At 63.3% G+C, this 20,781-nt stretch carries 21 protein-coding genes; 12 read left to right on the top strand and 9 right to left on the bottom strand.

The genetic code is table 11. From position 1 onward, the window contains the following. Nucleotides 1-301: 301 nt before the first annotated feature. Nucleotides 302-1,825, bottom strand: a complete 1,524-nt coding sequence (locus LO50_RS08155) for a 3-hydroxyacyl-CoA dehydrogenase (protein ID WP_044314667.1) — start codon at nt 1,823-1,825, stop codon at nt 302-304. Between the two features lie 119 nt (nt 1,826-1,944). On the opposite strand from LO50_RS08155, the gene LO50_RS08160 reads away from it, so the two are divergent. After that, a complete protein-coding gene (locus LO50_RS08160) occupies nt 1,945-2,388 on the top strand; it encodes a PaaI family thioesterase (protein ID WP_041015199.1) in 444 nt (147 codons plus the stop codon). A gap of 3 nt (nt 2,389-2,391) precedes the next feature. Next, on the top strand, nt 2,392-3,735 hold the full coding sequence (locus LO50_RS08165; RefSeq protein WP_044314668.1) for a hypothetical protein: 1,344 nt from the start codon (nt 2,392-2,394) through the stop codon (nt 3,733-3,735). Nucleotides 3,736-3,738: 3 nt separating this feature from the next. Here LO50_RS08165 and radC read toward each other — a convergent pair whose 3' ends face one another. Further along, complete coding sequence (radC, locus tag LO50_RS08170) at nt 3,739-4,413, bottom strand: RadC family protein (protein ID WP_044314669.1); 675 nt, start codon at nt 4,411-4,413, stop codon at nt 3,739-3,741. 139 nt (nt 4,414-4,552) lie between these two features. Between radC and coaBC the strand changes: the two genes are divergently transcribed. The 4 genes from coaBC to argB are packed head-to-tail and all read left to right on the top strand — an operon-like array spanning nt 4,553 to nt 9,751. After that, a complete protein-coding gene (coaBC, locus tag LO50_RS08175; RefSeq protein ID WP_042921752.1) occupies nt 4,553-5,761 on the top strand; it encodes a bifunctional phosphopantothenoylcysteine decarboxylase/phosphopantothenate--cysteine ligase CoaBC in 1,209 nt (402 codons plus the stop codon). 1 nt (nt 5,762) lies between these two features. Continuing rightward, nucleotides 5,763-6,218: a dUTP diphosphatase gene (gene dut / locus LO50_RS08180; RefSeq protein WP_044314670.1), complete on the top strand. Its 456-nt coding sequence runs from the start codon at nt 5,763-5,765 to the stop codon at nt 6,216-6,218. A 44-nt stretch (nt 6,219-6,262) separates the two neighbouring features. Beyond that, nucleotides 6,263-8,833: a phosphomannomutase/phosphoglucomutase gene (locus LO50_RS25650; RefSeq protein WP_044314671.1), complete on the top strand. Its 2,571-nt coding sequence runs from the start codon at nt 6,263-6,265 to the stop codon at nt 8,831-8,833. Nucleotides 8,834-8,848: 15 nt separating this feature from the next. Further along, nucleotides 8,849-9,751 carry an acetylglutamate kinase gene (argB, locus tag LO50_RS08190; protein ID WP_003295449.1) on the top strand — a complete coding sequence of 301 codons (903 nt, stop codon included), beginning with the start codon at nt 8,849-8,851 and terminating at the stop codon, nt 9,749-9,751. Nucleotides 9,752-9,810: 59 nt separating this feature from the next. Here the strand turns inward: argB and LO50_RS08195 are convergent, their stop codons facing one another. The 3 genes from LO50_RS08195 to pyrE form a co-directional block, all read right to left on the bottom strand. Beyond that, a complete protein-coding gene (locus LO50_RS08195) occupies nt 9,811-11,286 on the bottom strand; it encodes a DUF3360 family protein (protein ID WP_080902081.1) in 1,476 nt (491 codons plus the stop codon). A gap of 183 nt (nt 11,287-11,469) precedes the next feature. Further along, entirely contained in the window at nt 11,470-12,063 is a 594-nt protein-coding gene (locus tag LO50_RS08200; RefSeq protein ID WP_224742652.1) for a DUF4124 domain-containing protein, read from the bottom strand. 20 nt (nt 12,064-12,083) lie between these two features. Continuing rightward, nucleotides 12,084-12,725 carry an orotate phosphoribosyltransferase gene (gene pyrE, locus LO50_RS08205; protein ID WP_014821802.1) on the bottom strand — a complete coding sequence of 214 codons (642 nt, stop codon included), beginning with the start codon at nt 12,723-12,725 and terminating at the stop codon, nt 12,084-12,086. A gap of 85 nt (nt 12,726-12,810) precedes the next feature. Between pyrE and LO50_RS08210 the strand changes: the two genes are divergently transcribed. Further along, nucleotides 12,811-13,590: an exodeoxyribonuclease III gene (locus tag LO50_RS08210; protein WP_014821803.1), complete on the top strand. Its 780-nt coding sequence runs from the start codon at nt 12,811-12,813 to the stop codon at nt 13,588-13,590. A 16-nt stretch (nt 13,591-13,606) separates the two neighbouring features. Here LO50_RS08210 and LO50_RS08215 read toward each other — a convergent pair whose 3' ends face one another. Together LO50_RS08215 and rph are read right to left on the bottom strand one after the other, a co-directional pair. Continuing rightward, on the bottom strand, nt 13,607-13,975 hold the full coding sequence (locus LO50_RS08215; RefSeq protein ID WP_003297870.1) for a DUF4870 domain-containing protein: 369 nt from the start codon (nt 13,973-13,975) through the stop codon (nt 13,607-13,609). Nucleotides 13,976-13,992: 17 nt separating this feature from the next. Then, nucleotides 13,993-14,715 (bottom strand): ribonuclease PH, encoded by a 723-nt coding sequence (rph, locus tag LO50_RS08220; protein ID WP_014821805.1) that lies wholly within the window; start codon nt 14,713-14,715, stop codon nt 13,993-13,995. Between the two features lie 151 nt (nt 14,716-14,866). Between rph and LO50_RS08225 the strand changes: the two genes are divergently transcribed. The 5 genes from LO50_RS08225 (at nt 14,867) to LO50_RS08245 (ending at nt 19,453) form a co-directional block, all read left to right on the top strand. Further along, nucleotides 14,867-15,730, top strand: coding sequence for a YicC/YloC family endoribonuclease (locus LO50_RS08225; protein WP_044314672.1), 864 nt, complete (start codon nt 14,867-14,869; stop codon nt 15,728-15,730). A 69-nt stretch (nt 15,731-15,799) separates the two neighbouring features. Continuing rightward, nucleotides 15,800-16,429: a guanylate kinase gene (gmk, locus tag LO50_RS08230; RefSeq protein WP_044314673.1), complete on the top strand. Its 630-nt coding sequence runs from the start codon at nt 15,800-15,802 to the stop codon at nt 16,427-16,429. A gap of 106 nt (nt 16,430-16,535) precedes the next feature. Continuing rightward, nucleotides 16,536-16,799, top strand: coding sequence for a DNA-directed RNA polymerase subunit omega (rpoZ, locus tag LO50_RS08235; RefSeq protein WP_003283345.1), 264 nt, complete (start codon nt 16,536-16,538; stop codon nt 16,797-16,799). Between the two features lie 60 nt (nt 16,800-16,859). Further along, the gene (gene spoT, locus LO50_RS08240; RefSeq protein WP_044314674.1) at nt 16,860-18,968 is read left to right on the top strand and encodes a bifunctional GTP diphosphokinase/guanosine-3',5'-bis pyrophosphate 3'-pyrophosphohydrolase; all 2,109 of its coding nucleotides are present in this window, start codon (nt 16,860-16,862) and stop codon (nt 18,966-18,968) included. Nucleotides 18,969-19,072: 104 nt separating this feature from the next. Next, nucleotides 19,073-19,453, top strand: a complete 381-nt coding sequence (locus LO50_RS08245) for a RidA family protein (protein WP_044314675.1) — start codon at nt 19,073-19,075, stop codon at nt 19,451-19,453. Nucleotides 19,454-19,497: 44 nt separating this feature from the next. Here the strand turns inward: LO50_RS08245 and LO50_RS08250 are convergent, their stop codons facing one another. Together LO50_RS08250 and LO50_RS08255 are read right to left on the bottom strand one after the other, a co-directional pair. After that, complete coding sequence (locus LO50_RS08250) at nt 19,498-20,064, bottom strand: OmpA family protein (RefSeq protein ID WP_044314681.1); 567 nt, start codon at nt 20,062-20,064, stop codon at nt 19,498-19,500. 14 nt (nt 20,065-20,078) lie between these two features. After that, nucleotides 20,079-20,540, bottom strand: a complete 462-nt coding sequence (locus tag LO50_RS08255) for a FecR domain-containing protein (protein ID WP_023444575.1) — start codon at nt 20,538-20,540, stop codon at nt 20,079-20,081. Nucleotides 20,541-20,781 lie beyond the last annotated feature (241 nt).

Consider the following 20,781-nt stretch of genomic DNA (forward strand, 5'->3'; position numbering starts at 1 on the left):
AGCGCCGCCACCATCAGCAGCGCACCGGTCACAAGCAGGGGCGGTGCCAGCCAGTAATGCACGAGCAGCAGACCGATGATCAGCACGGCATGGAACACGGCGGCCTTGGGGTGGCGGTTGGCGGGGCTCATGGTCGGCCTCTTGTTCTTGTCGGATCGATCCGACGTTGTACGCATACCCTCCAATAAAGAACAGTAGTGCCTTAGTAGCAACGTGCCGTCATCGGAGGCTCACCCCAGTCCTAACGGCCGCCGCCGCACAAACTGAAGCGATCCACCTTATCTCGAGTCACCGTCGGTCGTCAGCCGGCGACCGGACGATCAGGCGCGGTCAGCGGCAGGCACAACCGCACGCGCCGGCGCAGCCAGGGACTGGGGCGATAACGTGCCTCGCCGCCATAGCAACCCTGCATCGCCTCAAGGATGGCGAGAATTCGTCCCGCACCGTAATGCTCGGCAAAGCCCAGCGGCCCTTTCGGATAGCCCAGCGCCAGGGTGATTGCGCGGTCAAGTATCTGCGGGTCGGCAATGCCCTTCTGCGCGATCTCGCAACCGAGATTGACGATGCTCGCCACCACCCGCTGACTGACGAAACCGGGCGAGTCGTTGATCACCTCCACCGGCACGCCATCGTGACTCAGGGCCTGTTGCGCCTGCGCTTCGAGCGCGGGGTCGAGCGCCGGTTGGCGCATCAGTACCCGGCGCCGATCGAAGTCGGCGAACAGGTCGAAGGCGATACTGCGGGTGGCGGGCAGATCAAGCCTGGCGATCATCGTGCTGGCATCCTCGCCCAGCGGGGTGATCAGGCAGATGGCGCGCTCAGACGGCGCCTCACCGGTTTCCAGCTGAGTGCCGGCCCCGCGTAACAACGCCGCCAGCCGGCCACGCAACTCGGCATCCTGACTGTCCAGCCAGAACGGGCGCTCGACGACTATCGGCCGCCATTGCGGCTCCGGCGTGCGGATCTGCTGGCCGTTCTCGTAGCGGTAGTAACCCTGTCCGGTCTTGCGTCCGAGCAACCCCGCGGCGACCCGCTGCGCCGCCTGGTAGGACGGTGTATAGCGCGGGTCCTGATAGAACTGTTGATACACCGACTCCATCACCGCATGGGAAATATCCAGCCCGGTGAGATCGAACAGCTCGAACGGCCCCATGCGAAAGCCCGGGCCGTCGCGCAGGATGCGGTCGATCTGCTCGGCATCGGCGATACCCTCGGCAAGGATGCGCTGCGCCTCGGTGCTGTAGGCGCGACCGGCGTGGTTGACCAGAAAGCCGGGAGTATCCGGCGTGATTGCCGGAAAATGCCCAGCCTCTTCGGCCAGTTTGACCAGCCGCTCGATGACCTGCGGATCGCTGCGCTCACCGCGCACCACTTCCACCAGCTTCATCAACGGCACCGGGTTGAAGAAGTGAAAACCCGCCACCCGCTCTGGATGCTGGCAGGCAGCAGCGATGCGTGTGACGGAAAGCGATGAGGTGTTGGTCGCCAGCACCGTGTCCTCGGCGAGCAAGGACTCCAGCTCGATGAACAACGCCTGCTTGGCCTCGAGATTCTCGACGATCGCCTCGATCACCAGATCGCAGCCGGACAGATCGGCCAGCGCAGGCGCCGCCTGCATTCGGGCCAGCGTGGCGTCCAGTTCGGCGACGCTCAGCCGCCCCTTGGCCACGCCGCGTTCTAGCAGCTCGCGGTTGAAGCGCAGCGCCTCGCTGATCGACGCGCTGCGTGCATCGTGCAACCAGACCTGCTTGCCAGCGCTGGCGAACAACTGCGCGATCCCGCGGCCCATGGCGCCCGCGCCGACGATGCCGATACGCTCAAACATGCAAACCTCCTAACGAGCAATGCGATATTCCGCAGTGCGGAACAAGGTTCCATCGAATTGACCATGAGCGTAAAGACTGCCAATCTCCAGCGCAAGTCAGCCGCCGAACCCGCTCGCTCATGTCCGATCAGCCCTATCCAGCCGCCACACTGCAACAGGTCGAAAGCTCGTTGACCGGGTTCTTCCAGGACCTCGGTTGCCAGCTCAAGGAGTACGGCCCGGAGCGCGCGGTGGTCGAACTGCTGTTGTTGCCGCGTCATCTGAACAACGCCAGCAACCTGCACGGCGGCGTTACGGCAACCCTGCTGGACGTGGCGATGGGCCTCTGCGGAACCTGGGTCGAACAGCCGGAACAGCGTCGCGTTGCGACCACGTTGTCGATGAACGTCAACTTCAGCGCACCGGCGCCAGCCGGCAGCCGCATCCGTGCTGTCGCTGTCTGCCGCTCCGCGGGGCACAAGGTGTTCATGGCCAGCTGCGACCTGCTGGACGAAAAGGACCAGTTGCTGGCCTTCGGCGAAGGCGTATACAAGCGCGGCAAGCTGCGCAGCGAGCTGCCCTGAGCGATGCTTGGCCTGCTCCCGCTGGCGCTCGTCTGCGAGCTATTCGCGCTGGTAACGCGCCTGCAGTTGCCGAGCGTGATCAGTGGTGCGCTGCTGGTGCTGTTCTTCGCCTGGCACTGGCGCTCGCTGATGCCCTACCCGCGCCGGCTCGGGCTGGTCACGCTGGGGCTGTTCGGTTACTGGGTGTTGTTCAGAGAGCCCGACTGGCAGCAGACCCAGCGGATGCTCGGCGCCGCGGCCTACTACGGCGCGTTCATCGGCGCGCTCGGGCTTGCCCATTGCGCGGTCAAGCGGATGCCGCAGCTCGGCGAGCTGCATCGGCTCTTACTGCGGCTACCCCGTACCAGCCTCTATCCAAGCTACCTGTTTAGCACCTTTGCGATCAGCTCGGTGCTGAGCTTCGGCATGCTCAATCTGGTCTGCGGTTCACTGGAACGTTATCTGGATCGGCAGTCGCATAGCCCGAGCCAGCGCCGCGAGGGCGCCAGGGGCGTGATGGTGACAGCCCTGCGCGGCTTCGCTCTGGTGCCCTTGCTGGCACCGACCAGCGTGGCGGTGGCTATCCTCACCCGCGAGTTGCCGGGGCTGAGCTGGAGCGCCCTGCTACCATTCGGCTTGGTCTGCGGGGCAATCCTGCTTTTGGTGGGCTGGCCGATGGAAAACCATCGTCTGCGGCAGTTGCGGGAGACCGCCGCCCCGGCAAGTGGCTCGAGCGCTACCGGGTCGGCAAAGGGGCTGCGCAACCTGCTGTACGGCAGCTTGCTCGGCATCCTGCTGATCGCGCTGCTGGCCAGCCTGACCCCACTGTCGGCGACCCAGGCCGCCATGCTGCTGGTGCCGCTCGCGGTGGTCGGGCTGCTGCTGTATCAGGGAGGATCGCCGACAACCGCCTATGCCGAAGTACGCGACACCCTGGCCGGCATGCGCAACGAAACCTTCATCTTCGCCTGCTCGGCACTGCTTGGCGGACTTACGGCAGTGCTGATCCCGGTCGAACGACTCGCCAGCCACTTCAGCAGCACGCCGCTGGCGCTGTTCGGTCTTGGCAGTGCCGGCATGCTGGCGATCATCGCCCTTGCCCTGCTCGGTGTCGCGCCAATCATCTCCCTGAGCCTGTGCGCCGCCCTGCTCGCGCAGCTGGCCGGACACGGCGTGGCGATCATGCAGCCGGCAGTGGCGCTGCTGATCGGCTTTTCGCTGGCCATGCTGCTGTCGCCCTATGGCCCCTCGGCACTGATGCTGGCGCGCCACGCGCAATTATCGCCGTGGCGCATCGCCTTCGGTTGGAACGGCCGTTTCGTGCTGTTGGTGCTCGGCCCACTGCTGCTGGTGCCGCTGCTGGCGTAGCGCTCACATCCAGCCGTATTCGGCCATCGACAGGGGCTCGCCGTCACCGACGATGAAGTGATCGAGCACCCGAACATCGATCAGCGCCAGCGCTTCTTTCAGCCTCAGGGTCAGCTGACGATCCGCCTGGCTCGGCTCGGCCACGCCCGATGGATGGTTGTGCGTGAGGATGACCGCCGCCGCATTCTGCGCAAGGGCACGTTTAACCACTTGCCGCGGGTAGACGCTGGCGCCATCGATGGTGCCGTGGAACAACACCTCGAAGGCCAGCACGCGATGCTTGGAGTCGAGAAACAGGCAGCCGAACAGTTCGTGCGGCTCATGCCGCAGCCGCGCCTTGAGGAAGTCTCGCACCGCCTGCGGCGACTCCAGTGCCGAATCGCGGCGCAACCGTTCGGCCAGATGCCGGCGGCCCATCTCCAGCACGGCCTGCAGCTGGGCAAATTTCGCCGGCCCCAGGCCAAGATGCGCGCTGAACTGATCGAGCTCCGCCTCCAGCAATGCGCGCAGGCTGCCGAACTCGGCGAGCAGGTGCCGGGCCAGATCCACCGCGCTTTTGCCGGCGACCCCGGTGCGCAGGAATATCGCCAGCAATTCGGCATCGGAAAGCGCGGCTGCGCCCTGTTCGAGTAGCTTTTCCCGCGGCCGCTCCGCCGCCGGCCAGTCACGTATGCTCATGTCCTCTCCCTGTCGAGCAAGCCCACTTTTCCGCTGTGGGCGCTGTGCTATCTTAGCCCGTCATTTTTCCGGGGTATCGGGCCAGTTCTGACCTGGTTCTCACTCCGGACACTCCCTTCAAAGTCAACAAGGCAGGCCTATGCAGCGGCTGTATCGTAAACGCATCGTCCTGGGCGTCGGCGGCGGCATTGCTGCCTACAAGAGCGCCGAACTGGTCCGCCGCTTGCGCGACCACGGCGCCGAAGTCCGGGTGGTGATGACCCAGGGCGGGCGCGAGTTCATCACGCCGCTCACCCTGCAGGCGCTCTCCGGCCACCCGGTCCATCTGGACCTGCTCGACCCCGCCGCCGAAGCGGCGATGGGTCACATCGAACTGGCGCGCTGGGCCGACCTGGTGTTGATCGCGCCGGCCACCGCCGACCTCATGGCACGCCTGGCCCAAGGCGTCGCCAATGATCTGCTGACCACCGTGGTGCTGGCGACCAATGCCCCGGTCGCCCTGGCGCCGGCCATGAACCAGGCTATGTGGGCCGACCCCGCCACACAGGCCAATCGCGAACTGCTGCTCGAACGCGGCATTCGTCTGTTCGGCCCCGGTTCCGGCAGCCAGGCCTGCGGCGACGTCGGCATGGGCCGCATGCTCGAGGCCGACGAACTCGCCCAGGCCGCCGCGGACTGCTTCGCAACCGGCCTGCTGACGGGCAAGCACCTGCTGATCACTGCAGGTCCGACCCAGGAAAACATCGACCCGGTTCGCTACATCACCAACCACAGCTCCGGCAAGATGGGCTTCGCTCTGGCCGAGGCGGCCGCCGAGGCCGGTGCGCGAGTGACGCTGGTGACCGGCCCGGTGTTCCTGCCGACGCCCGATCGCGTGCAGCGCATCGACGTGGTCAGCGCCCGCGACATGCTCGCCGCGTGCGAAGCGGCGATGCCCTGCGACATTCTCGTCGCCGCAGCGGCGGTAGCCGACTACCGCCCGGAAGTGGTGGCACCACACAAACTGAAGAAAGACCCCACGACCGGCGACGGCCTGCTGCTGCAGATGGTGCGCAACCCGGACATTCTCGCCACGCTGGCCAGCCGCACGGACCGCCCGTTCTGCGTCGGTTTCGCCGCAGAAACCGAGAATCTGCTGGAGTACGCCACGCGCAAGCTGCGCGACAAAAATCTCGATCTGATCGTCGCCAATGACGTGGCCAACCCCAGCATCGGCTTCAACAGCGAAGACAACGCCGTCAGCGTGATCGACCGCCAGCAACATGAAACCCGTTTCGGCCAGGCCAGCAAGGGACATATCGCCCGCGCGCTGGTGGCCTTCATTGCCGACCGCTACAAAGAGTCCTGACATGCACGCACTCCAAGCCAAGATTCTCGACCCTCGCCTCGGCCAGGAGTTCCCCCTTCCCGAATATGCGACACCGGGCTCTGCCGGCCTCGACCTGCGCGCCATGCTGCAGAGCGACACGGTGCTCGAGCCGGGCCAGACGCTGCTGATTCCCACCGGCATTGCCATCCACATCGGCGACCCGGGACTTGCGGCCCTGATCCTGCCGCGTTCGGGCCTGGGCCATAAGCACGGCATCGTGCTCGGCAACCTGGTCGGGCTGATCGACTCGGACTACCAGGGCGAGCTGATGGTGTCGTGCTGGAACCGCGGCCAGAGCGCCTTCACCATCGCCGTCGGCGAGCGTATTGCGCAGCTGATGCTGGTACCGGTGGTACAGGCCCGCTTCGAACTGGTCGACAGTTTCGACAGCAGCGACCGCGGCGCTGGCGGCTTCGGGCACTCCGGCAGCCACTGAGTCACCGCGCACCGCTTACCTTTCAGGATGATTCGAGGAGCTTCATGGCACTCTTCAAGCGCACCGCCAAGGATTCAGGCGTTCTGAACCCGGCCGACACCCGCAGCAAGCGCGGCGGTTTCACCCTCAAGCCATTGCTCGGTGGCCTCGCAGCCAGCCTGATCGGGCTCGGCGCCGCCGCCGCGCTGATCTGGCTCGGTCAGCAGGGCGCTCAGCAGCAGCAACAGACACAACTCGCCGAGGCCTGGAGCCAGAGTCAGGCAAGCGCATTGCAGCAGGCGCTGCGGCGGCTGCGTGCCGATACCCAGACAGCGGTGGAGCAGCAACGCCTGGTGGACGTCGTCCGTGCTGACACCGAGCTCAGACGCGAAGCCGAACAGCGCCTGCTGGAGTTGCCCGGCGTGGTCGACGCGCACCTCAATCCACGCGGCCGGGTGGTGCCGGACACCAGCCGCCCGGGCCCGCTGAACTTCGCTGCGCTCGATCTGCTACAGCGGGTCGAAGCAGGCCAGTCGGCCGCTCTGGAAGCCTACAAGGTCGACAACCGCTGGCTGCTCTACAGTGCGATTCCGCTGCGCGCCGAGGGTGAGCAGGCGATTCGCGGCACGCTGCTGCTGGTCAGCGATCTCCAGCACCTGTTCGCGACACTCCCGACGCTGCCCGACGAAGCCGGCCAGCTGCGACTGACCCAGCAATTCTCCGGCGCACCCGAACAGGTGCTGCTGCAGCGCGGCACCGCGGCCGACAATGCTTCGGCACTGACCCTCGCCAGCGGCAACGCCAACTGGAAGCTGGCCTACCTGCCCGGCGCCATCGATCAGCTGACCCTCATGCCGCTCCTCCTGCTCGCGGCCGCCCTGGTGGCGATTGCCGGCGTGCTGATCGGTCTGCAGCTGGTGCTCGGCGGCCAGCAGCGCAGGCTGCGCGAAGACGTGTTGCAGATGAGCCGCCTGCTACAGGAACTCTCCACCGGCAAGACCATCCAAATACCGGCCTTGAGCCTGCCGGTCCTCGACGCACTGGCCAGGAACATGGTCCGACTGCCTGTCCGCCAAGCTGGACCGGCTCCGACTCAGGCACCCGCCGCGGCTCCAGCCGTTCGGCCCGCCAAACCTACCGAGTACGTCGATCCGCGCTTGCCGGACACCGATATTCTCGACATCGATATTCTCGACGAGGACCAGGACATCTTCGGCCTCGACACCAAGGAGCGAGAACCCGCAATGAGCAGTGCCAAAGCCCCGAATTTGCCCGCCAGTATCTTCCGCGCCTACGACATCCGTGGCGTTGTCGGCGACAGCCTGACTACCGAGACCGCCTACTGGGTCGGCCGCGCCATCGGGTCCGAGAGCCTCGCCAAGGGTGAACCCAACGTTTCGGTTGGCCGCGACGGGCGCCTGTCCGGTCCCGAACTGGTCCAGCACCTCATTCAAGGTCTGCTCGACAGCGGCTGCGACGTCAGCGATATCGGCATGGTGCCGACGCCGGTGCTCTATTACGCCGCCAACATTCTCGCCGGCAAGTCCGGCGTGATGCTCACCGGCAGCCACAATCCGCCGGACTACAACGGCTTCAAGATCGTCATAGCCGGCGACACCCTGGCCAACGAACAGATCCAGACCCTGCGCAAGCGCATCGAAACCAACGACCTGTCCAGCGGCGTGGGCAAGGTCGAGCAGGTCGATGTACTGGAACGCTACTTCGAGCAGATTCGCAATGACATCGCCATGGCCAAGCCGATGAAGGTGGTGGTCGACTGCGGCAACGGCGTCGCCGGCGTCATCGCCCCGCGCATGATCGAAGCACTGGGCTGCACCGTGGTCCCGCTGTACTGCGAGGTCGACGGCAACTTCCCCAACCACCACCCGGATCCGGGCAAGCCCGAGAACCTGGTCGACCTGATCGCCAAGGTGAAGTCGGAGAAGGCCGATCTCGGTCTGGCTTTCGACGGCGACGGCGACCGCGTCGGCGTGGTGACCAATGCCGGCACAATGATCTATGCCGACCGCCTGCTGATGCTCTTCGCCAAGGATGTGGTATCGCGCAATCCCGGCGCCGACATCATCTTCGACGTCAAATGCACCCGTCGCCTCACTCCGCTGATCAGCGGTTACGGCGGCCGGCCGGTGATGTGGAAGACCGGCCATTCGCTGATCAAGAAGAAGATGAAGGAGTCCGGTGCGCTGCTCGCTGGCGAAATGAGCGGGCACATCTTCTTCAAGGAACGCTGGTTCGGCTTCGACGACGGCATCTACAGCGCCGCGCGCCTGCTGGAAATCCTCAGCCAGGACAAGCGTGACGCCGAGCAGGTGTTCGCCGCGTTCCCCTGCGATATCTCGACACCGGAGATCAACATCACGGTGACAGAGGAAAGCAAATTCACCATCATGGACGCCCTGCAACGTGACGCTCAGTGGGGCGAAGCCAACCTGATCACCCTCGACGGTGTACGGGTCGACTATCCCAAGGGCTGGGGCCTGATCCGCGCCTCGAACACCACACCGGTTCTGGTGCTGCGCTTCGAGGCCGACAGCGAGGAAGAACTCAGCCGCATTCAGGACGTTTTCCGCGCACAGCTGCTCAACGTTGCACCCGATCTCAAACTGCCGTTCTGATTTGCGGAGCCCTGCATGACCCTCAGCCGTGAAGCTGCCACCCAATTCGCCAAGGTACTTTCCGAGGCGCTGCCCTACATTCGCCGGTTCGTCGGCAAGACGCTGGTCATCAAGTACGGCGGCAACGCGATGGAAAGCGAGGAGCTGAAAACCGGCTTCGCGCGCGACATCGTGCTGATGAAGGCGGTCGGCATCAATCCGGTGGTGGTGCACGGTGGCGGTCCGCAGATCGGCGACCTGCTCAAGCGGTTGAACATCGAAAGCCACTTCATCGACGGCATGCGGGTCACCGACAGCCAGACCATGGACGTGGTGGAGATGGTTCTCGGCGGGCAGGTAAACAAGAGCATCGTCAGCCTGATCAACCAGCATGGCGGCAGCGCCATTGGCCTGACCGGCAAGGACGCCGGCCTGATCCGCGCCAAGAAGCTCAAGGCGACCCGCCAGACACCGGAGATGACCAAGCCGGAAATCATCGACATTGGCCATGTCGGCGAAGTCACCGGCGTCAATGCCGAGCTGCTGGAAATGCTGGTGCAGGGCAACTTCATCCCAGTAATCGCGCCGATTGGCGTGGGCGAGAACGGTGAGTCCTACAATATCAACGCCGACCTGGTCGCCGGTAAGGTGGCCGAGGCGCTGAAGGCCGAGAAGCTCATGCTGCTGACCAACATTGCCGGCCTGATGGACAAGCAGGGCAGCGTACTGACCGGCCTGTCCACTGCCCAGGTCGACGCACTGATCGCCGACGGCACCATCTACGGCGGCATGCTGCCGAAGATCCGCTGCGCGCTGGAAGCGGTGCAAGGTGGCGTCAACAGCGCCCACATCATCGACGGTCGCGTGCCCAACGCGGTGTTGCTGGAGATCTTCACCGATGTCGGCGTCGGCACACTGATCACCAACAGCCAGGGTTGAAGCAGACGCAAAAGAAAAGGGAGCCTAGGCTCCCTTTTTCATGCCGTGCCGCCGGCCGATCAGAGATCGATACGGAACGACTCGAGCATCGCCGGGATGCCCGGGAACATGCCGATACCCAGCATCACGGCGCAGAGCACGATGAAGACGATCGTCGGGATGACCCAACGATGCAGGTGGCTCAGGGACTGACCACGCTCCTTGTCACCGATCAGCCCGAGATTGTCGAGCAGCACCGTCAGCGACCAGCCGAACACCGGATTAACCAGCGCCGAGGAAAAGATCACGATGGCCGCCGACTGCGAGGTCTTGCCTTCACGGGTCATCTGCATACCGGCTTCCAGCAGCGGCAGGAAAACGCCGACCATCAGCGCCACGCTCAGTACCGGCGGCCAGATCGCCAGATCCATCGGGTAACCCCAAAGCGCCGCAACCACACAGAGCAGGCCGGTGAGCAATGCACCGGCGGGAATCGGGCGCTTGGCGATGGCGGCCGGCACCATGAAGGTGCCCCAGGATGAGGCCAGGTTACCGCCACCCAGCGACGTCCCGACGATCTGTCGTGCCGCCGCAACGCACATGGTGTCATCGATGTTCATCAGCACCTTCTTCGCCTTCGGCGGATAGTTCAGCTGCTGAAACACGCGGTGTCCGAGGAAGTCCGGCGACCACATGGCTACCGCCAGCACGGCAAATGGCGCGACAGCAATGAAGTGATGCAGCTCGGGCAGACCGATCTGCCAGCCGGTAGTCTCGCCCCACCAGTACATCGGATTCAGGTTGGGCACACCCGGCTCGGTGGTGAACTCGAACGGAGCGCCCAATGCAAATGCGATCACGGCCGCCAGCGCCGAACCCAGCGGAATAGCCAGCCAGCGCATGCGGATATGTTCTAGATAGGCGTACATCACGATGGTGGCGAACACCACGATAAACGCGATGTAGCCCATGTCGAAGCTGTCGGCCCAACCGAACAGCTTCTTGATCTGCGAGGTAATGCCAATGAAACCCAGATACAGCAGCAATCCGCCACAAACGCCATCACTAGTCAGACGCGCCAACAGACTGCCGCCCTTGAAGACACCCAGGGTGAAACCGAGCACACCCACCATGATCCCCAGCGCCATAGGATGCCCGCCCGATGCGACGATCAGGGGGATCAACGGAATCAGCGGGCCATGGGTCCCGGCCAGGTTGGCCGTGGGATTGAGGAAACCGGAGAACACCACGACAAACAGCAGTGCTGCGATCAGCATCTCGTAGCGCGCGTTCTCGATCACGAACTCGTTGGAAAGCCCCATCGGGCCGGCGAAAGCCGCAACAACAGCCGCCACCATGACGATCTTGCCGATGGTCGCCGCCATGGCTGGCACCCAATCTTCGTACTCGAAACGGTAGTCACGAAACGGCAGGTTTATTCCCCAGCGCTTCGGCGCCATGATCTCCAGTTCGTGCTCGAGGTATTCAGAGCGAGTCGCGAAATTTCCCTTCGGCTTGTGAAGCTCCCGATAACTGCGTAGGTCCCTACCATTCATGCTAGTCAGCCATACCGAAAAATTTGCGCCACGGTACAGACTGACCCCAAGCAACTCATCACGACCTTGAAACTATTGAGCTAGAGCGGTCTTTTGTGATAGCAAGCAAGCTACTCATCGAGCTATTGGCATAGCAAATAGCCACGCCAAGTATTTTGAAACAAGGGAACGGGTATCAGCGTTTTACTGCTTTTGCCCTAGCAATTCGGCAATCCGCTGGCGATCACTGGCAAAGCTGACTTCCGCATCAGCGCGCGCCTTTTCGAAACGCTTGAGGTCGCGCTGCAGACTCTGCTCTTCCTTTTCAAGGTTCTCGATCTGCGCCAACAGGTTGCCCGGAACCTTGCGACCGGCGCGCTCATGGTTCGCCGCCTGCTTGCGCAAGCTCGCATGCTGGTTGCGTATCGACTGCAGGTTGCCGCGGGCCAAGCCCATCACGCTATCGAGCTCGGAAAGCTTGCGCGTTTCGGCCCGCTCCACATCCTCGACACTGGCATACAGACGCAGCAGCTGCGCATCCGATGCAGCGCGGGCCTTCTGTGCCTGCAACCGGGCAAATTCCTCCGCGGTCGGTGCCGGCGGCACCTCGCGGACCACTCGCCCTTGCTCGTTGAGCACCTGATATCCACGCGAAATGTGTTGCGGCGGCACGCCATGGCGATCGAGTACGACCACGCCACGGTCGTCCACATAGCGATACAGCTCGGCAGCCGAAGCCAATACCGGACATATGACTCCTAGCAGGAGCAACGTACGAGCGGCTACCGATTTACGCATGGCGCATTACCTACCCTGGGTCAGATTCCGTACTGCTCGCGATAAGCCTGTACCGCGGGCAGGTGCTGTTTCAGCTGAGCGTCGTCGGCGAGATATTCCAGCACTTGCTCCAGGGACACAATACTGATTACCGGCATTCGATAATCACGTTCAACTTCTTGAATCGCCGACAGCTCGCCCTGCCCTCTTTCCTGTCGATTCAAGGCGATCAGTACGCCGGCGGCCTCGGCTTTCTGCGCCTGGATGATCTGCATCACTTCGCGGATCGCGGTGCCGGCGGTGATCACGTCATCGACGATCAGCACACGCCCCGCCAGCGGTGCACCGACCAGCGTGCCACCCTCGCCATGATCCTTGGCTTCCTTGCGGTTGAAGCACCAAGGCAGGTCGCGCTGATGCTGCTCGGCCAGCGCGATGGCGGTGGCTGCGCCGAGCGGGATGCCCTTGTAGGCCGGGCCGAAGATGACGTCGAAATCCAGGCCGCTCTCGATCACCGCCGAGGCGTAGAACCGCCCGAGCTGTGCCAACGCGCTGCCGCTGTTGAACAACCCGGCATTGAAAAAATAGGGGCTGGTGCGTCCCGACTTGAGAGTGAACTCACCGAAACGCAGAACACCGCGTTCGATGGCGAAGCGAATGAACTCGCGCTGGTACGCCTGCATGAAGAAATTTCCCGGAAAACCACTGTTTTAGCTAATTGCGAAGAGCTTGGGTTATCATACACGCACGTGTTTTTAGGGGCCATTTATGCGGATCATCAGCGTCAACGTGAATGGCATTCAAGCGGCGGCACAGCGGGGATTGCTCAGCTGGCTGCAAGCGCAGAATGCCGATGTCATCTGCCTGCAAGATACCCGCGCCTCTGCCTTGGAACTCGACGATCCGGCCTATCAGCTGGACGGTTACTTTCTCTATGCCTGCGATGCCGAGATTCCGGAGCAGGGAGGCGTGGCGCTCTATTCCAGGCTGCAGCCGAAGGCCGTCATCACCGGACTGGGCTTCGAGACGGCGGATCGCTACGGGCGTTACCTGCAGGCGGATTTCGACAAGGTCAGCATCGCCAGCCTGTTGGTGCCGTCCGGCCACGGCGGCGATGCCAACCTGAACCACAAACTCAAGTTCATGGACGACTTCGCCCACTACCTGGACAAGCAGCGCCGCAAGCGCCGCGAGTACATCTATTGTGGCTCACTGTATGTCGCCCACCAGAAGCTGGACGTGAAGAACTGGCGCGATTGTCAGCAGGACCCAGGGTTTCTGGCGCCCGAGCGCGCCTGGCTGGACGAGATTTTCGGCAATATGGGCTATATCGACGCCCTGCGCGAAGTCAATCGCGAAGGCGATCTGTTCAGCTGGTGGCCGGACACCGAGCAGGCCGAAATGCTCAACCTCGGCTGGCGTTTCGACTACCAGATCCTGACATCCGGTCTACGCCGCTTCGTGCGCACTGCTCGCCTGCCACGGCAACCACGCTTCTCCCAGCACGCGCCGCTGATCGTTGACTACGACTGGACGCTGAGCCTCTGAGGCTCAGCGGTTTGCCCTACTTGACCAGCCGCCAGCAGAACGGATAGCGGTAGGGCTTGCCCTCGTTGGCACGGATGCCGGCGATCACCACCAGCACCAGCGCCACTACGCTCACCAGCACCATCAGCGGAAAGCCGATGAGGATCCAGGCCAGCAAGCCGCAGATCATCATCACGATGCTGAAGGTAAGCTGGAAATTCAGCGCTTCCTTGCCCTGCTGATCGACGAAGGGATCCATGTCCTTCTTCAGCTGCCAGACGATCAGCGGACCAATCACGTTGCCGATCATCGGCGCCAGAAACCAGAAAAACGACGAGTAGTGGCAGAACATCGCCCACTGGCGCGCTTCGCGACTGGGTAACGGCACAAGATCCTGATCGGTCATTTCGCGCTACCTCTTGCTCAGTCCGCCAGCGCCGCGCGCTGTAGCTCGAACAGCTGGCGCACGCCATCATGGGCCAGAGCCAGCATCGCATTGAGTTCCTCAGGATGGAACGGTGCCCCCTCGGCCGTGCCCTGCACCTCGATAAAGCCGCCCGCGTCGGTCATCACGACGTTCAGATCGGTTTCGGCCGCCGAATCTTCCAGATAATCCAGATCCAGCACCGGCTCGCCCTGATAGATACCAACCGAAACCGCCGCGATCATCTGCTTGATCGGGTCGCCCGACTTCAGACCGCCACGTTTCTTTAGCACCTTGAGCGCATCGATCACCGCCACCATGGCACCGGTGATCGACGCCGTGCGCGTACCGCCGTCGGCCTGGATCACATCGCAGTCGATGAACAGCGTGTTCTCACCGAGCTTGCTCATGTCGAGCGCCGCACGCAACGAACGACCGATCAGGCGCTGGATTTCCAGGGTGCGCCCACCCTGCTTGCCGCGCGAGGCTTCACGCTGGTTACGCTCACCCGTAGCGCGCGGCAGCATGCCGTACTCGGCGGTCAGCCAACCCTGCCCCTGCCCTTTCAGGAAACGCGGGACGCCGGACTCGATGCTGACCGTGCAGATCACCTTGGTGTCGCCGAACTCCACCAGCACCGAGCCCTCGGCATGCTTGGTGTAGTTGCGGGTGATGCGGATCGAGCGCAGCTGATCGGCGGCACGGCCACTGGGTCGCTTCATGTATAGGTCCTGCTAGATAGGAAATTGACCGGCATTATAGAGCCCATTGGCGTGGAAAAGGGTCGCGACCGTCCGGCCATCGCTGCAGCGACACCCTGTTTTCCTTTACAATCCTTCGCCTTTCGCAGCCCGCAATCGAGAGGTATCCCCGATGGTCCACAGCATGACGGCCTTTGCCCGCAGCGAGCAGGCCGGCACCCATGGCACCCTCAGCTGGGAAATCCGCTCGGTCAATCATCGCTATCTCGAGCCGCACCTGCGCCTGCCGGACGCCTTCCGCGACCTCGAAGGCGCGGTTCGCGATGCCCTGCGCAAAGGCATCTCGCGCGGCAAGGTGGAGTGCACTTTGCGCTTCGCCGAGGAAAACAACCGCACCGCCCTGCAGGTCGACCGCGAGCGCGCCAGCCAGTTGATCGCCGCCGCCGAAAGCGTTGCCGCACTGATCAGCCAACCCGCACCGATTGACCCGCTGCAGGTACTTGGCTGGCCGGGCGTACTGGTCGGCGACGCAGTCGACCCACAAGCACTCAACCAGAGTGCCCTGCAGCTCTTCCACAGTGCGCTCGAGCAGCTCAAGGAAGGCCGCCGGCGTGAGGGCGACGAACTGGCCAAGCTGCTCAACGAGCGTCTGGACAGCATCCTCGAAGAAGTTGCCACGCTGCGCGAACAGGTGCCGCAGATGCTCGCAGCCCAGCGCCAGAAGGTGCTCGACCGCTTCAGCGAAATGCAGGCAGAGCTCGACCCACAGCGCCTCGAACAGGAAATGGTCCTGCTGGCACAGAAGAGTGACGTTGCCGAAGAACTGGACCGCCTGAACACCCATGTGACCGAAGTGCGACGCGTACTCAAGACCGGCGGCGCGGCCGGACGCCGGCTCGACTTCCTCATGCAGGAACTCAATCGCGAAGCCAACACCCTCGGCTCGAAAGCGTTCGACCCGCGCAGCACTCAGGCCGCGGTCAATCTCAAGGTATTGATCGAGCAGATGCGCGAGCAGGTGCAAAACCTCGAATAACCATCAGCCACCACAACGGCTGGTCTATTTTTGTCCCACAGCATTAACAGCGCTTTTCAGGAACCCGTCATGTCCGCCACCACCGGTACGCTTTATATCGTTTCCGCGCCTTCCGGGGCCGGCAAGACCAGCCTGGTCAAGGCGCTGGTCGATGCACAACCGCAGGTGCGGGTGTCGGTTTCCCATACCACCCGGGCCATGCGGCCGGGCGAGGTCGACGGCGTCAACTATCACTTCGTCAGCCGCGAGGATTTTCTCGCGCGACTGGAGCGCAACGAGTTTCTCGAGCATGCCGAAGTGTTCGGCAACCTGTACGGCACCTCCCAGCGCTGGTTGGAAGACACCCTGGCCGAAGGCTTCGACCTAATCCTGGAGATTGACTGGCAGGGCGCGCAGCAGGGGCGCCGCCTGATGCCCCAGGCCAAATCGATCTTCATCCTGCCACCGACCCAGGAAGCACTGCGCCAACGCCTCAACAACCGCGGCCAGGACAGTGACGAGATCATCGACAAGCGCATGCGCGAAGCGGTCAGCGAAATGAGCCACTACGTCGAATACGACTACCTGGTGATCAACGACGACTTCGCCCACGCCCTGATCGACCTGCAGTCGATCTTCCGCTCCAACCAACTGATACAGAAGACCCAGCAACAGCGCCACGCCCGCCTTCTTGGCGAATTGCTCGCGCAGGTCGGTTGACGCACAGCCCGCAGAAACAGCGCTTCCATTAAGGCTGGTGATTTTTTAGACTACTCCGTCCGCTCGCCCATTCGGGCACGCTCTACCGCTATTGATGAGGAACACCATGGCCCGCGTTACCGTTGAAGATTGCTTGGACAACGTCGATAACCGCTTCGAGCTGGTCATGCTCGCTACCAAGCGCTCGCGCCAGCTGGCCACCGGTGGCAAGGAGCCCAAGGTCGCATGGGAAAATGACAAGCCGACCGTCGTCGCCCTGCGCGAGATCGCTTCCGGCCTGGTCGACTACGATGTCATTGCACAAGACGAGATCGTTGACGACGAGCCTCTCTTCACCCAGTACGAGGAAGAGCCGAACGAGGCCATCTGAATAAATGCCAGGTCGAAGTCGAACCGATAACATCGAAGCCCGCTGGCAAGGAGCACTGTCTTGCCAGCCATAGACGCGCTTGCGGATCGCCTATCGACCTACCTCGGCCCGGATCAGGTCAATCTGGTCCGTCGTGCATATTTCTACGCCGAGCAGGCCCACGACGGGCAGCGCCGGCGCAGCGGTGAAGCCTACGTCACCCATCCTCTCGCGGTAGCCAATATCCTCGCCGACATGCACATGGACCATCAGAGCCTGATGGCCGCGATGCTGCATGACGTCATCGAAGACACCGGCATTCCCAAGGACGCACTGGTTGCGCAGTTCGGCGAAACCGTTGCGGAACTGGTCGACGGGGTCAGCAAGCTGACCCAGATGAACTTCGAGACCAAGGCCGAGGCCCAGGCCGAGAACTTCCAGAAGATGGCCATGGCCATGGCCCGCGACATTCGCGTGATCCTGGTCAAGCTCGCCGACCGCCTGCACAACATGCGCACCCTGGAAGTGCTGGCCGGCGAAAAGCGCCGCCGCATCGCCAAGGAAACCCTCGAGATCTACGCGCCCATCGCCAATCGGCTGGGCATGCACACCATGCGCGTGGAGTTCGAGGATCTGGGCTTCAAGGCCATGCACCCGATGCGCTCGGAGCGAATCCGCGCCGCCGTACGCCGCGCCCGCGGCAACCGCAACGAGATCGTCGACAAGATCGAACAATCGCTGATCCACTGCCTCGAGCGCGAAGGCCTGGAAGGCGACGTGCTGGGCCGCGAGAAACACCTGTACAGCATCTACAAGAAGATGCGCGGCAAGCGAAAAGCATTCCACGAGATCATGGATGTCTACGCGTTCCGCATCGTGGTGGACAAGGTCGACACCTGCTACCGCGTGCTCGGCGCCGTGCACAGCCTCTACAAGCCGCTGCCGGGCCGCTTCAAGGACTACATCGCGATCCCCAAGGCCAACGGCTACCAGTCCCTGCACACCACGCTGTTCGGCATGCACGGCGTGCCCATCGAGATCCAGATCCGCACCCGCGAGATGGAAGAGATGGCCAACAACGGTATCGCCGCGCACTGGCTGTACAAGTCCCCCGAGGACGAAGTGCCCAAGGGCACCCACGCCCGCGCCCGCCAGTGGGTCAAGGGTGTACTGGAGCTGCAGCAGCGTGCCGGCAACTCGCTGGAATTCATCGAGAGCGTGAAGATCGACCTGTTCCCCGACGAGGTCTACGTCTTCACGCCCAAGGGCCGCATCATGGAGCTGCCCAAGGGATCGACCGCCGTCGACTTCGCCTACGCGGTGCACACCGACGTCGGCAACACCTGCATCGCCTGCCGCGTCAACCGTCGCCTGGCGCCACTGTCGCAGCCGCTGGAGAGTGGCTCGACAGTGGAGATCGTCACCGCGCCGGGTGCCCGACCGAATCCGGCCTGGCTGAACTTCGTCGTCACCGGCAAGGCACGTACGCATATCCGCCATGCGCTCAAGCTGCAGCGCCGCTCGGAGTCGATCAACCTCGGCGAGCGCTTGCTGAGCAAGGCGCTCAGCGGCTTCGAGACCAGCCTGGACAAGATCAGCGCCGAGCGCATCCAGCAGGTACTGACCGAATACCACATGGAGTACGTCGAGGATCTGCTGGAGGATATCGGCCTGGGCAACCGCATGGCCTATGTGATCGCGCGCCGTCTGATATCGCACGACAATGAGGAAGCACCGGCACTCGAAGGTCCGTTGGCGATTCGCGGCACCGAAGGGCTGGTGCTGAACTACGCCAAGTGCTGTACGCCGATTCCCGGCGACCCCATCGTCGGGCATCTATCGGCCGGCAAGGGCATGGTCGTGCACCTGGAAACCTGTCGGAACATCGCCGATGTGCGGCACAACCCGGACAAGTGCATCCAGCTGTCCTGGTCGAAGGATGTCACCGGCGAGTTCAATGTCGAGCTGCGCGTCGAGCTGGAGCACCAGCGCGGTCTGATCGCACTGCTGGCCGGCAGCGTCAATGCCGCCGACGGCAACATCGAAAAAATCGGCATGGACGAGCGCGACGGGCGCATCAGCGTCGTCCAGCTGGTGGTCAGCGTGCATGACCGCGTGCACCTGGCCCGAGTCATCAAGAAGCTGCGCGCGATCAAGGGCGTCACCCGCATTACCCGCGTCAAGGCCTGACCTCCTCCGTCGACTTCGACCTGTCTGCAAAACGCCACGGCTGGCCGCTCTCGCCATCAGCCATTATGCTGGCTGCCCGTTGCCCAACCCTCAGAGGAGTCTCCATGAGCAAGACCGTGATCAACACCGACAAGGCGCCGGCCGCCATTGGCACCTACTCCCAGGCCATTAAGGCCGGCAACACCGTCTACCTGTCCGGGCAGATCCCGCTGAATCCCAAGAGCATGGAGCTGGTGGAAGGTTTCGAAGCGCAGGCGGTGCAGGTTTTCGAGAACCTCAAGGCGGTGGCAGAAGCGGCTGGCGGCTCGCTGAAGGACATCGTCAAGCTCAACATCTTCCTTACCGACCTCGGCAACTTCGCCACCGTCAACGAGGTGATGAGCCGCTACTGCCAGCAGCCGTACCCGGCGCGTGCCGCCATCGGTGTCTCCGCGCTGCCCAAGGGTGCGCAGGTTGAAATGGACGCCGTTCTGGTCATCGACTGATCGGATCGTCTGTCGGCGCGGCGCCAGTCGCCGCGTCATCGACCTCAACGCACCAGAATTTCGACTCGCCGATTGCGCGGCTCGGCCGTGGCATCCGGCGTCGCTATCAGAAGATTGCGCTCGCCGTGGGATTCCACCCGCAACTCCATCGCTTCCAGCCCCTTGGTGCGCAACAGCTCGGCGACCGCTTGGGCGCGACGCAAACCGACCTGCTCGTTGGCCGCACGATGACCCAGCGTATCGGTATGGCCGATGACTGTTACCACCGGATAGTCCCGACGCTGGGCTGCCAGCAGCACGCTGTCCAGCAGTTGTTCAGCCGTGCTGTCCAGCGCGCCGGATGGCGCGATATGAAGGCTAAATCGCTCGGGCAATGCCGGCTGGGCAGCCAGCGCCTTGTCGAAGTCCGCCTTGCGGCGCATGTCCGGTACGACATAGGCCTGACCGGTACCGGCAATTGCCATGCCCTGGCCAGACGCGTCCAGCCGACGCTGCCCTTCCTCTCCAAGCATCACACCACCGCGCCCACCACTGTCGTCCGCCAGCATCACGTAGGAATGCTGCGCGCAGCCCGCCACTGCCGTCATCGCCAGCAGCACCATCGTTTGCATCAGCGTAATCGGCTTCACGGGCTCACCTTCATCAACACCTGGCCACCGCGCACACCGATGCGGCCGTCCGGCGTGTCGACAGCGATGGCCTGTGGATCGAGGCGGGCCATGTCGCCCGCAATCAGGTTGAGCGTGCCGCGATTGAGCGTCGCGCGCAGGCGCAGCTCATCCAATGCCGGGGCGAAGCGATAGTCGTCGAGGGTCAGCTCGCTGTGCGGGCCGAACGCCAAAACACTGCCGTCGCCGAGGATCACCCCCAGCGCACCTTCGGCGCCGGTGCTCAAAGCCACACCCGGCACGATTGCCTGGCCGACCTTGGCGGCGTTGGTATAGCCGCGGCTGCTGATGTACGCAGCGCCTTCCACCCGCGCCACATGGCCTACCGGTTCGGGTAGGTTCTCGGCGTTGGTAGGCGCAATCCAGACGGCGGCGGCCATGCAGAAGGCACGTAGCATGTAGTTATTGAAGCAAGTCATCGAATTCTCGAATCGCCAGGAGTGCGGTTGGAGCGATACCGCTCCACTGGACTAAGGCAGTCCAAACCGGCAAAAAATCCCCTGCCGCTTCATTTTCCGGCGACTTGTTGATCGGACCGGTGCCACGCGACTACCCCAAGGTCGATGAGCTCGGCCAACAGGCGTTTATCAGAATCCGCCAGACGAAATCTAAGAGGCAGTGTGGGCAGGCCCCACGGCGGCAGCCTGCGTTAGCCAGATG

The organism is Stutzerimonas stutzeri (assembly GCF_000935215.1).
In the GTDB taxonomy this organism is placed as follows: Bacteria; Pseudomonadota; Gammaproteobacteria; order Pseudomonadales; family Pseudomonadaceae; genus Stutzerimonas.